This window comes from Pseudomonas fluorescens, assembly GCF_000730425.1.
Taxonomy (GTDB): domain Bacteria; phylum Pseudomonadota; class Gammaproteobacteria; order Pseudomonadales; family Pseudomonadaceae; genus Aquipseudomonas; species Aquipseudomonas fluorescens_X.
In genome coordinates, this window is sequence record NZ_CP008896.1 from 388,659 (window position 1) to 400,886 (window position 12,228).

Consider the following 12,228-nt stretch of genomic DNA (forward strand, 5'->3'; position numbering starts at 1 on the left):
GCTTTTTTTCGTCTGGAGAAAACATGCGATACAACACTGGCAACCCCGTAGAGCCCGATGGCTCCAGCGATCCACGCGATCTCTTTGACAACGCAGGAAATATCGACCTCTTCGCCAATGGTTCAAACCCTTCATATCTGGACCGCAAGGGGGTCAGCAGGAAGTCCATTCGCGGAATGGAACAGGACTTCTCCGACTTCCTGGCCAACTCCGGTTTTGAGCCGGTGCACCTTGTGTATGTCGATGGCCAGCCACTCACCGTAAGCAGACCGACCCAACTGATTGATCGGGACGGTCGGACCTACAGAGTTAAGTTCCCGGCCGCCTTCCCGGTAACGCTCACAGGTACCTGGGCAACCGACCTGACCAAGCTGGTTGAGATTGACGATCAAGCCTTGCGGCAGGACCTGGCTTCAGCCGAAGGCTACGACCAGATCGGCGCAACACTACCGACCGGCGTCGTATCCACCGTCAAAGGCTTCTTCAACTGGATCCTCGATCGAATCACGCTGAGCACTTCGGGCTCGGCAAGCATCGTGGCCGCCGTGGCGAAGGGTGAGAAGGTCGTTATTAAAAACGGGGTGCATTACATGTTCGCCCCTGCGATTTGCGATTATGGAGTGGAGCCTATAGTTGGATTTGCCGGTCACCCTTCAAAAAGATATGACATTTCGGGCGAAACTCCGGGTGGAACAATTCTCAGCAACCAGCATTCTGATAACGCTCTAAGATTGATTGGGAGCTATCCGGTAACTCAGAATTTCGGTGGGTTTGACGCGGTCGGAAATCTTACGGTTGTCGGGCCAAATGTTACTACCCCGAATACCGATAATACTGGTGGGTCCGGTATATTTGTGCAGTCCAAGGCATATACAAAAGTTTATAACTATGCTGCTATTAATCTCCGTATAGGCCTCCATTTTGATGGGGTACTTACCAGCTCCGTCGAAGACGCTACTATTTCTGGATGTTATGAAGGTTTGATTTTTGAGGACACAAATACCACGTCCGGGCCAAATGCTATAAATCTGCGTCGTGTTAAAGTTGGGGAATGTCCTTTTCAGGGGGGTAGAATTGAGCTGGCCTCATCATTCCAAGCTGATAACCTTACCGTTGAAGGTTGCGGTACCATGGGCGGTATTGGGGTCGGCCTATTATGGCAAAGCAAGGCCGGCTCGCTTGGGGTTAATGTAAATCTAAACGCCACCTACAATGAGCTTAACGCAGGACCAGCTGATACATACATTTACCATGTATCCTCTCAGCCAATGGTTTTTAATATCAATGGAGGTTTATATCACCGCTCAACTCCTAACAGATATGTAGAAACTAACTTACTTGTTCGCAGGGAAGTAGGTGCAGGGAATGTAACCGTCAAAGTTAGCGGTGTTACATTCTTGAGCAGTTTTGGTTATGTTTCATCTGGTAGTCGACCTTATTGGGATGTTGGGCCTGGGTGCGAGGTGATATGGGACGAGTCATGCATTTTCTCAGATCTGGTTGCAATGAATTACTGGATCTGCCTTGATCGTTCCTATGAGTTCGTTGTTAGTGCGGCTGGCGATATTTTGGCTGGGCCCGAAGGGTTCTTCTGTACTAAGGTTTCAACCGGTAAATACCGTTTCGGGAGAAACGCCGGCAAGGCCGAGTTTGCAAAGTTCGCCACTGACTACACAGTTACCGGCACCTCAGAATACCCAGGTTCAAACCTCTATTTGAGCTATAGGCAGGAACAGTTTTTCGAAGTGTCGATAGACAACGGGAGCACCTTAATTGACGCTCCATTCTCAGTAATAGTTAAGCGTGTCAAGGGGTATTACAGCTAATTTTTACAGATTTTCGTTAACAGAGACCCGCCTACGCCTACCTGGATTTGGCGGGTTTCATCTCGTCGAGGCCCTCGATATGGTCTGCGTTAAAAATAATAAAACAATGTGCTAGAATCTAAGCGTCTAAATTGGAATCTAGAATTTATGAGATATCTTTTTGTAAATCCGTTCTTCATATTTGTAGTAAGTATTTCATCTTCGTTTATTCTTTATAGAATGGGGCTTTCTGGTTTTTATGATGGTGCTTTTTCTTCTGCTGATTATATGATGTGTTTTGTTTTGTTTGTGTCATTAATAGCGAGCATAGGATTTCATAAGTTTGTTAAGAGAAGGCTTGCTAGTCAAGATGATGCGGATAGGTTGCCAAAATATAATTTATTTTTTCTGGTTTTGATAAGTATTTCTTTTTTTGTTTTGGAGATTTTGCATGCTGGTGGCATTCCAATAATATACATTATGCGCGGGGTTAGCTATGACTATACTCAGTTTGGCATACCTACGCTGCATGTTGCGTTTCTTGGGTATTACTCTGTTGCTGCGGTTGTTAGCTATGAAAGATATATATCGATTAAGGAAAGGAAGTATTTGATTCCTGTGGCGCTGGCTATTATTTATAATGTTTGTATTGTAAATCGTGGCGCTTTGCTGATAACCCTTGCAAGCTTGTTGTTTGTTTATATGTATAGCTCAAGGAAAAGAGTTAAGGCTTTTCTTGTGATGCTTATTATGCTTTTCTGCATAACAATAGTTTTTGGGTATATTGGCGACAAGAGAATGGTTTCGTCAGGTTATGAGAACTCTGACGCAATTTATGATATTGGTCGAGCTGACCCAGCATTCCGAGAGTTGCCTACCGGTTTTTTTTGGGTTTATATATATGCGTCATCAACCTATGCAAACCTAGTAAGTCAGGAATCAGAGGGGAATATAAACACTGGCGGGATAATGGATTTTATTAATTTCTCAATTCTTCCTGACTTTATTTCAAAGCATACAATCAAAGAGGGGGAGTCGTTTAATTTAAAGTTGATAGCTCCTGAGCTTACTGTCGGGACTGCGTTTGGTCGCGCCTTTGTTATTCTTGGGTATGCGGGGATTGTTGCGCTTGCGTTTTGGTATTCTGTTGTGGTTTGGCTGGTTGTCTTGGTTAATAGGAATAAGAAATTAATTTCTGCGTGCTCGATTCTTTGCTCTGTGTCTCTGTTTATGTCATTTGATAATATGCTGGTATTTGCTAGTTTTGTTTTGCAAATGATTTTTTTGAGTTTGTATAGTCGTCTTAGATTTGGTCGCTATAGGCTGCTTTAGGAGGGTGGTGTTTTATATTTGGCGCCATCTTTCGAGGGCGCCAGTTTTAGTTGTAGTTCGCTATGTATGCAGCGGCGGAAACTATGAAAAGCACTATGCATATAATGATTGTGGCCTTTTTGCTTGGTATTTGATCCTCTGGTGGGTCGTTGAACATTGGGTCTCTTTCGTATTTTTCCATGTCTTTCCCCTCGGGTGGAAATACTCAGGCTTCGGTTGGTTGGCGCATTCTACAAGCGAACGCTGGTCTGTGTCAGCGATGATACTCAAAGAAGCTTTACGCCCGGTCATCGATCCGGGCTTTTTTTTGCACGGAGAACAACATGCCGATCACCGAGCAGCAGTTGCTGCAGATCCTCCCCAACGCCGGCCGCAATGCCGGCGTTTTTGCATCTGCGCTGAACCTAGCCATGGACCGGTACCAGATCAACACCAGGCTTCGGATGGCGGCTTTCATCGCCCAAGTGGGCCATGAGTCGGGACAGTTCCGATACGTGCGCGAGTTGGGCGGCGACCAGTACCTGAGCAAGTACGATACCGGCACCCTGGCCAAGCGCCTTGGAAATACTCCAGAGGCTGACGGTGACGGGCAGAAGTACCGCGGGCGTGGCCTGATCCAGATCACTGGGCGCGACAACTACCTGGCGTGCAGTAAGGCGCTGTTCGGTGACGATCGTCTTCTGCGCACCCCTGAACTGCTGGAGCAGGCAGAGTGGGCGGCCAAGTCTGCGGCCTGGTTCTGGAACTCCCGCGATCTGAACAAGCTGGCTGACTCTGGGTCGTTCGAGATGATCACGCGGCGAATTAATGGGGGAGTCAACGGCCTGGCCGAGCGCGTTTCCTTCTATAACACTGCGTTGAAGGTGCTGGCATGAACGCTATCTGGCTGCGGATCCTTCCTTATATAGCGGCGGTGTCCGTCGTCCTGGCCGGTCTGTTCATGGCCTACAGTCACGGCAAGTCGGTCACCGATGCTGAGTGGCAGGCAAAGTGGAACGCCCGGGATACACGGGACGCCGCAGCGAAGACCCTCAACGAATCCACCGAGCGCGCCAAAGAGCAGGCCCGGCAACAGACAATCAACAAGGTGATCCAGGATGGCCAGAAAGTCATTGACCAAGCATTTGCTGATGCTGCCGCTTCTCGCGATGATCGCAGCTTGCGGGACGCAGCCGACGAAACCGCCGGTCGAGTCGCAGCCAGTCAAGCCGGCGGCCATTCCTGCACTGCCGCCGCAAGCGCGGCAGCTACCCGTGCCGTCATGGTGCTTGCCGACGTGCTCAAGCGCGCTGACCAGCGAGCGGGTGATCTGGCAGGATATGCTGACCAAAGCCACGGCCGGGGAGTAACCTGCGAGCAGGCGTATGACAGCTTGGGGAAATAGGGGATTGTGTTCGGTCGGCAGGACGCCGGTGGATGGCGCATCAGGCGTGGGACAATCCTGGGACACAAGATGTCCCAAATAGCCATGAATGCAGATGAAGCATTATCAGGCGAAAGCCAATAGATACAGGTGGTTTAGTCAGTTCGCCCAATAAAATAGCAGATCGAAAACGGATTGCAAATCCGCCTACGCCGGTTCGATTCCGACCTCGGCCTCCACTCTTAGAAACCCCGTAGATTAACGTCTACGGGGTTTTTTATTGCCTGCTGGAAAGTGCTGGCGTTCCGAAACTATCTCATTTTGAAGGCTGCGCTACCGCACCGATGCGCCGGTACACGCGCTTGCTGATCTCCTGTTCCGAGTGCCTGAGGAGGAGGCTGGCGTCTGCGATATCTGTAATTTTGGATGCCGCCTTCGGTTGGATATCCTTGAACTGAAACTGTTGGATCTTCTCCGCGTCATCCTGGCTGGGGAATGCGTCGGGAGGTGATGAGCCGGAGCTGCACGATAAGGCCTGATCGGCTGTGATCTATTGCGTGCAAATGAGGGGTGTTGTGTTTGGTTGGCAGGACGCCGGGGAGGGGGGTGATCTTGTACCACTTCTCAGACATTGCTTGATGACTACGTGTGCGGCGCATTGCGGTGATACGGGTTAAGATTTTTACGATTATTTATCTTCAAGTCGAGATATAGGGGCAGATTTTGAACCGCCAATGCGACTCAGTGGATAAGATTCTCGACCAATGGAGGCGTGAACGCCCAGATTTGCAGGTCGATATCATGGGGCCAATCGGTCGCTTGCAACGTTGTGCCGCGTTATTACAAAGTCGGCTCGAAAACACGTTCGAGGTGTTTCAAATCACCATGTCGGAGTTCGATGTGCTAGCAGCGCTTAGACGTTCGGGCGCTCCGTATTGCCTTACGCCGACCGCTATTTTTTCAACATTGATGATCACGTCAGGCACCATGACGTATCGCCTGAAACGACTAGAGAAAGCAGGGTGGGTGATTCGTCTACCCGATCCGCAAGATGCACGGAGCATGCTTGCACAGCTGACAGACTCTGGCCGCGAGCTTATCGACCGGGCTGTGGAGGCCCATGTTCAGAATGAGCGTGCGATTTTGAAGCTGTTGGACGCATCGGCGGTGAAAGAATTGAATACCCAGCTTTCCGATCTGCTAATCGGTCTGGAGAACGGGATAGGAGGCCCATCGAAAAAGTAGCGTCGGCTTCGGCTTTTGTAAGTCATCTTTAGTGATGCTGGAATAACCATAAGCCCTTGACTGTGAAAGGGCGGAAACAGGGGTTCAGCTCAAGCCCGGTGCATGCTTAACGAGTTATCGCCATCACCGACAGCGGCGATCAGGGATTGATCGCGTTGCGGGCGTCTAAGTGAGAACAAGGGTAATAGCGCTCTGGCGCCTGATCAGTCGGGCGTCATAAGGACAGCCAAGGTTAGCTTGATGAACTCTTCGTTCCTGTCGATCTGTAGATCGACTCCCGGAGTAATTCGCCACGACGTGGGCAGATGAGCACTCCAGAATATTGGTGATCTAGGTGCCAAGCCATCCCTCCGATTAACACGATTCCGGCGACCGGGCGGTCGCCGGAATCGTGCTGGGTATCAATTTGCGCCGTGAGGCAGGAACACTCCACGGAATCGCATCTTCCCGGAGGACAGGCGGTCATAAGCCTGCGTTGCTTGGTCAAGCGAGAAGGTTTCGACAATAGGCTTGACCTTACCCTTCGCGGCCAAGTCGAGAATTTCGGCGAGGTAGTGCTGTCCGCCATGCGTGGAGCCAACCACCCGTTGGCGCATCATATGAAATGGCTTGCCGTCGGACGGAATCGAGAACGGCTTGCTGAAGTCGAGCCCGCAAAGGACGATGCGACCGTCAGGATTGACTCCCGCGAGCGCCTTTTCGGCAGTTTCGAAGTCGTTGGTGGTGATCAGCAACACGTCGGCACCACCGACCGCCAGCAGCTCCTCGGCATTGGTGACGACGTGGTCGGCACCCAAGTCGGTCGCAAGCTTGTGCTTGTCTGGGGAATGCGTGATCGCGATGGTCTCGAATCCGCACGCCTTTGAGAACTGCAGGGCGACGTGGCCCAACCCGCCGATACCCAGCACCGCGACCCTGTCACCCAGTTTCGGCTCTGCGTCGCGCAGGCCGCTCCAGGTGGTATAGCCCGCGCACATCATGGGCGCGGCGTCCGTGTAGGACAGCCCATCGGGCAACAATACGGTGCCTTCCGCAGAAATTGCGATGTACTCTGCGTGCCCGCCCTGCGACGCGAAGCCGGTCGTTCTGGGCGAAACGCAGTTCATGGCCGTCTGGCCGGTCAACGGGCGGTTCTGGCGGCAGTAGGGGCATCGACCGCACGAGGACTGTACCCAGGTGGTGCCGACTCGGTCTCCAACCTTGCGCGTGTGGACGCCCGCGCCGACTTCGACGATTTCGCCGACCACTTCGTGACCCGGGGTCTGGGGATAAATGTCACCGCCAGCCCCCTGAGTTGCCCACACGTCCGTGTAGCACATGCCGGAGGCGTGAACTTTCACCAGGACCAGCCCTGGCTCTGCCTTGGGCATGGGAACCTCATGGATCTCCCAGGGCTTGTTCGCCCCAGTCATCACAACTGCCTTCATCTTCATCGCATTGTCCTTTCGATCAGGTGATGATTACTGTTTGGGCTGCGGACGAGATGCTCTCAGAGCGACACCGGCCATTTTGGACCCGCGATGCTGCAGCTTCATTCGAGTCTATGGCTCATTGACTGTCGCGACAATCTGGTTAATATTTGATTCCATGATGAAATCAATTCACCAATCCAAGGGCAATGACCTGTCGGCCTTTGCCGCATTCTTAGCGGTCGCAGCCCACCGAAGTTTTCGCGGCGCCGCAATCAATCTCGACATGACGCCCTCGGCGATCAGTCACTCGATCAAGGCTCTCGAACAGCGGTTGAACGTCCGCCTTTTCAACCGGACGACTCGAAGCGTCTCCTTGACCGAGGCGGGAGAGCGTCTGGCCATAAAACTAAGACCGGCAATGGCCTCAATTGAAGAAGCCGTTCGGGAGCTGGAGGGCAATGACCACGCTCCCAGCGGTACGGTGCGAATCAATGCCAGTGAGGGCGCCATCCGGTTTGTACTGTGGCCAGTGCTTGCGCGCTTTTTGCGCGAGTATCCTCGCGTCCATCTCGACATATTCAGTGATGGCAAGCTGAGCGATATCGTTGCCGATGGTTTCGATGCGGGTATCCGATTAGCGGAAGCCGTACCAAAAGATATGGTGGCTATCCCAGTCATGGGAGAGGTCCGCTTTGCTGCAGTGGCGTCGCCCGAGTATTTCGAGCAGCGCGGATATCCAATGGTGCCGCAAGATCTGTACGACCATCATTGCATCCGCTTCCGGTTTGAAAGTGGTGCAATCTACCGATGGGAGTTTGAGCGCCAGGGCGCTGTCGAAAGGATCAACGCTCCCGGCCCTCTCACATTGACTGATCAACCGCTGATGGTGGAGGCAGCAATCGATGGAATAGGCATCGCCTTCGTGCCCGACCATCTTGCAGCAAATGCGCTCAAGGACGGCCGACTCAAACGAGTTCTGGAAGAGTGGTGTCCCGCGTATCCGGGACTGTGCCTCTACTACTCGGCGAATCGCCATGTACCCTCCGGCCTGAGAGCGTTGATCAATATGCTGACTCGACCTTGCGCCTAAGAGGTGGCGGCTCGATCGTTGGCCAAGCGTTTCGGACGCGCAAGAATGCTGGGGGCTGGGGCGGCAGTTTTTATTTTCTAAAACCAATGCCTAATGTTGAAGTGAACATGGGAACACACAAAGTCAGCGACCTCACCCAAGCAAACAGCGCTACTCCCTGGAAAGATTTTTCTATCGCCCTTATGAATTGCCCTGCCTTTTATGGCGCTAATCCGAGAGATGAAACTGGATGGAGCATTCCGCTGAATGGCAGCGGCATAGCAGCCCACGGCTCGGCTTCTCACCAAAGCAACACTATCCAAGTGAACCTGATCGGTACGCTCTTTATTCCGAGCTGGGAGTTTTGCTGGGGCTGACTTAGGTGAAATGGAGAGACCAATGGCAGAACCAGCGAGTACTGTCGCCAGCGAAGTGCTGGTGAAGCACGGCGTGGCCATGGCTGCATTTATCAGTTCGATCCTGTCCTTGGGTTTTCTGAAAAGACCTAGCGCGAGGGCATCCTTGTTTCAACCCGCCCCCTGCAACCATTCAAGCAGTTCCATTTCCACGCTGCCTGGCTTGGGAGGGGAGGGAGACAGCAGGCAGTACCGTGAGCCATCTTCAACAAACCCCAATGGCGCGGCTAGCACACCGCTTTGGATTTCATCACGCACCAAGTGCCAAGGGCCAATGGCTACCCCAAGGCCTGCAACGGCTGCCTGGATGCTGAAATAGAAGTGCTCAAACGATTGCATTTCCACCGTTGGCGTGGGCAGTCCTGTTGCGTGAGCCCACTCCTGCCAAGCCGTTGGCCGGCTAGTGGTTTGCAGCAGTGGGGCCGAGGGGAGCAGGGATTTACTGTTTTTGCCAAACCACTGCTCTACCTTTTCTGGCCGGCAGACGGGGCCGACTTTCTCTGGGAATAGTGCCTCGGCATGATAGCCGGCAGGCCGGGGAAAATCGTCGCGGCGAATGGCCAGATCGATGCCCTGGTTGAATGAGAAGGGGCCGCCGCCGGCCACCAGATGAATGTCCAGCCCTCGATGCTGGCTTTGGAAGTCGCTCCAGCGAGGGATCAACCAGCGCATCAGCAGCGTAGGCTCGCAAGACAGGACAAGCTGACGAGCTCGGCGGGCGTCGTGGCGTATGTCGCGAACGGCCTGGTTCATCAGCCCCAGTCCTTCATTGACGGCTTTTGCCAGGCGCCGCCCGGTATTCGTTAGAAAAACCCTTCGGCTACGCCGCTCAAACAGGTCAACGCCCAACTCTTCTTCAAGCAGGCGCACTGCGCGGCTAATAGCGCCGGGCGTCAGGTGCAGCTCGTCAGCCGCACGGGCGAAGTTTTCGAAGCGTGCGGCTGATTCAAAACAGCGCAAGGCGAGCAGAGAAGGTAGGCGCGCCTCAGAAATCAGTGAGTTGTAGTCACTATTTTCTTCAGAAATCATCGTTATTACCAAGGCAGAGGATCTGTAAATATTGCCTTACACCACCAGTCATTCAAAGGGTACAGCATGGGCGAATGGATAGCAGTAATCACCATCACACTACTTGCATGCATCAGTCCAGGACCGGATTTCGCCATGGTGTCTCGTAACGGGTTGCTCCTGTCGCGAAGGGCGGGCGTTCTCACCGCGCTGGGAATTGGCTTGGGCGTGCTCGTGCACGTGGGCTACACCCTGCTCGGCTTGGGGTTGGTGCTGCAACAGACGCCTTGGTTGTTCAATGTGTTGAAGCTGGCGGGAGCGGCCTACCTCGTTTACCTGGGGATCAAGATGCTTCGCTCAAAGCCTGCAAATGAACAGCTGGATGCACCACCTCCCGCCATGTCTGATCGGGAAGCGCTGCGTACGGGATTTTTCACAAATGCGTTGAATCCTAAAACCTCGATCTTCATCGTCAGCCTGTTCATGGGAGTGGTACGACCGGACACCACTTTGGCAGTGCAGATCGGGTATGGGCTATTTATCGCAGGGGCGCATGTCATGTGGTTCAGCCTCGTTGCGCTGTGTTTTTCCGCTGGGACGGTGCGCGCGAAATTATTGGCCGCGCGACAATGGGTTGATCGGATTTTCGGCGTGCTGCTTGTGAGTTTCGGGATAATGCTGACAATCACTCAATATTCGGGATGAGTGGGGGGATACTGCTGAAGTCACTGTTTTTTGCCTTGCCGATTTTTATCGCCCCCATTGCCTGGGCCCGGGCGCTGCGCTGGACTGGCAACACAAGGGAAGCTATCGACCTGGCGATCTCAATAAACCGCAAGACACGCTCGTCAGGCAGCTCTCGGGACGCAATGCAGCAATCATAAGAAACTACAATAAATTCAAATCCGTATGGGTCAAGTTCGACGACAACGGCCAGGTCCGTCAGGTGTTAATCGTACCTGAGGGAAGACTGACTACTGGGCAAAGCGCGAAAATCCTGCAGGTCTGGTACCCCCATGCCTATGGGGATTTTGACTGTGGGGAGAGGTAGAAACAGAGGGGCTGATCTCCATACGTTTTCAGCGCCGCAGCCCATGTCCGATGAATCACGCAGTGTTCTCCAGCGTTGTGTCCATCGCACGTGGTTCGACAGCCCCAATGTTTGATCGTGGGTGATTTTAATTGTATCTCTCGATCTGCCCCTAGCTGTACGGGGCGAGGCGCCGCAGAACCCTCTACTGTCAAGGCGACAATAATTCGCCGGATGACGCACCATGTTCATGTCCACCAGCTTGCTTTCTGCCTTCGCGCTGTTTGCCTTCGTCTCTTCGATTACCCCGGGGCCCAATAACACGATGTTGTTGGCGTCGGGCGTGAACTTCGGTTTTCGCCGCTCGATTCCCCATGCCCTCGGGATCAGTGTGGGCTTTATGGTGTTGGTGATTTCGGTCGGCCTGGGCCTGGGGGAAGTGTTCAAGGCGCTGCCTTGGGCCTACACCGCACTGCGTTATATCGGGGCGACTTACTTGTTGTACCTGGCGTGGAAGATCGCGACCTCCAGCGCGATGTCGGACGACACGGACGGCAAGCGCAAACCCATGACCTTTCTCGCCGCCGCAGTGTTCCAGTGGGTCAACCCCAAGGCCTGGGTCATGGCGTTGGGGGCGATCACCACCTATACGCCGGCGGAAGGTTACTTCACCAATGTGCTGGTCATCGCCGTGGTGTTTGCACTGGTCAACCTGCCGAGTGTGTGCGTGTGGGCGGGGTGTGGCACCGGCCTGCGCAATGTCTTGCGCGAGCCGCGCTGGTTGAAGCTGTTCAACTGGTCGATGGCCGGGCTGTTGGTGCTGTCGTTGTACCCGATGTTTTTCCTCGGGTGACAGGTTCGGGATATAAACCCGCCGGGCCTATCGTGAAACACTCTAATGAACTGTGAGAATTGACAGTACCGGGCAGCCAGTGTTTTGCGCACTATTAATTGCTGTCTACGGTTTTCGGGCCTTCCAGTGAATGTTGCTTTCTTGGGGCGGCGTTAAACCATCAATTTTGAGTCAATGGAGTGTCACCCAATGTCGAAAGAAATCAGCCCGCCAGGCCCGCAAGCGTTGCAAGCCAATCCTGAAGTTGGAGGCTCTGCAGAGGCTTTGAAAGCCCCGCCATCTCAGTTGGCCTATCTCAAGGACAGCTCCGTTAATCCATCCAGGTATTTGATGATGGCCAACGGATACGTCATGACCACCAAGGATATCAACCAGGCCTCGAAATTCCTGGTCATCAGTTATGGCGACGGAAACTGGTACATCATGACCGTCGATAGCGCGGAGTACCTGTCATTTACCGATCGCAGCTACCTCTATGCTTATTCGGCCTGGAGCAATGCCAGATACGTGACCCTTGACCCCGTGAGCTTTAAAAGATACCCCGGGCTCTACCTGCATAATGGTTACGTCTGCTGCAATGGCGTGAAGGACAAGCCAGATAGCCTGATGAGCGTCCACCCCGAACTGATTCAGTAACGGTTTGACAGACGCCAGACTGTGCGCCTGATAAGTATGCGTCCGGCCAAGTCGTCTAT

12 protein-coding genes and 1 pseudogene are annotated in these 12,228 nt (G+C 53.2%); 10 read left to right on the forward strand and 3 right to left on the reverse strand.

Annotated elements, in window-relative coordinates; translation table 11 throughout:
• Positions 1-23: 23 nt before the first annotated feature.
• The 4 genes from HZ99_RS01565 to HZ99_RS01580 all read left to right on the forward strand — a co-directional run bounded on the left by HZ99_RS01565 (position 24) and on the right by HZ99_RS01580 (position 4,521).
• On the forward strand, positions 24-1,826 hold the full coding sequence (locus HZ99_RS01565) for a hypothetical protein (protein ID WP_038440838.1): 1,803 nt from the start codon (positions 24-26) through the stop codon (positions 1,824-1,826).
• 147 nt (positions 1,827-1,973) lie between these two features.
• Positions 1,974-3,137: an O-antigen polymerase gene (locus tag HZ99_RS01570; protein WP_038440839.1), complete on the forward strand. Its 1,164-nt coding sequence runs from the start codon at positions 1,974-1,976 to the stop codon at positions 3,135-3,137.
• Positions 3,138-3,460: 323 nt separating this feature from the next.
• Positions 3,461-4,012, forward strand: coding sequence for a glycoside hydrolase family 19 protein (locus HZ99_RS01575; RefSeq protein WP_038440841.1), 552 nt, complete (start codon positions 3,461-3,463; stop codon positions 4,010-4,012).
• Positions 4,009-4,521: a DUF2514 family protein gene (locus HZ99_RS01580; RefSeq protein ID WP_038440843.1), complete on the forward strand. Its 513-nt coding sequence runs from the start codon at positions 4,009-4,011 to the stop codon at positions 4,519-4,521. Before HZ99_RS01575 ends, HZ99_RS01580 begins: the two co-directional genes overlap by 4 nt.
• A 295-nt stretch (positions 4,522-4,816) precedes the next feature.
• On the opposite strand, the pseudogene HZ99_RS29105 reads toward HZ99_RS01580, so the two are convergent.
• Positions 4,817-4,984 (reverse strand): annotated as a pseudogene (locus HZ99_RS29105) (integrase); the annotation flags it as partial.
• A 260-nt stretch (positions 4,985-5,244) separates the two neighbouring features.
• Between HZ99_RS29105 and HZ99_RS01585 the strand changes: the two are divergent.
• Entirely contained in the window at positions 5,245-5,745 is a 501-nt protein-coding gene (locus HZ99_RS01585) for a MarR family winged helix-turn-helix transcriptional regulator (RefSeq protein ID WP_235205549.1), read from the forward strand.
• A gap of 401 nt (positions 5,746-6,146) precedes the next feature.
• Here HZ99_RS01585 and HZ99_RS01590 read toward each other — a convergent pair whose 3' ends face one another.
• Entirely contained in the window at positions 6,147-7,178 is a 1,032-nt protein-coding gene (locus HZ99_RS01590) for an alcohol dehydrogenase catalytic domain-containing protein (protein ID WP_080727643.1), read from the reverse strand.
• 157 nt (positions 7,179-7,335) lie between these two features.
• On the opposite strand from HZ99_RS01590, the gene HZ99_RS01595 reads away from it, so the two are divergent.
• Positions 7,336-8,247 carry a LysR family transcriptional regulator gene (locus HZ99_RS01595; RefSeq protein WP_038440846.1) on the forward strand — a complete coding sequence of 304 codons (912 nt, stop codon included), beginning with the start codon at positions 7,336-7,338 and terminating at the stop codon, positions 8,245-8,247.
• A complete protein-coding gene (locus HZ99_RS28250; RefSeq protein ID WP_144243140.1) occupies positions 8,238-8,603 on the forward strand; it encodes a fimbrial protein in 366 nt (121 codons plus the stop codon). Before HZ99_RS01595 ends, HZ99_RS28250 begins: the two co-directional genes overlap by 10 nt.
• 150 nt (positions 8,604-8,753) lie before the next feature.
• On the opposite strand, the gene HZ99_RS01600 is transcribed toward HZ99_RS28250, so the two are convergent.
• Positions 8,754-9,671 carry a LysR family transcriptional regulator gene (locus HZ99_RS01600; protein WP_038440847.1) on the reverse strand — a complete coding sequence of 306 codons (918 nt, stop codon included), beginning with the start codon at positions 9,669-9,671 and terminating at the stop codon, positions 8,754-8,756.
• A 66-nt stretch (positions 9,672-9,737) separates the two neighbouring features.
• Between HZ99_RS01600 and HZ99_RS01605 the strand changes: the two genes are divergently transcribed.
• The 3 genes from HZ99_RS01605 (at position 9,738) to HZ99_RS01615 (ending at position 12,169) form a co-directional block, all read left to right on the forward strand.
• Positions 9,738-10,355, forward strand: coding sequence for a LysE family translocator (locus tag HZ99_RS01605; RefSeq protein ID WP_038440849.1), 618 nt, complete (start codon positions 9,738-9,740; stop codon positions 10,353-10,355).
• A gap of 569 nt (positions 10,356-10,924) precedes the next feature.
• The gene (locus HZ99_RS01610) at positions 10,925-11,533 is read left to right on the forward strand and encodes a LysE family translocator (RefSeq protein WP_038440851.1); all 609 of its coding nucleotides are present in this window, start codon (positions 10,925-10,927) and stop codon (positions 11,531-11,533) included.
• A gap of 189 nt (positions 11,534-11,722) precedes the next feature.
• Entirely contained in the window at positions 11,723-12,169 is a 447-nt protein-coding gene (locus HZ99_RS01615) for a hypothetical protein (RefSeq protein ID WP_038440852.1), read from the forward strand.
• The last annotated feature ends 59 nt before the right edge of the window (positions 12,170-12,228 follow it).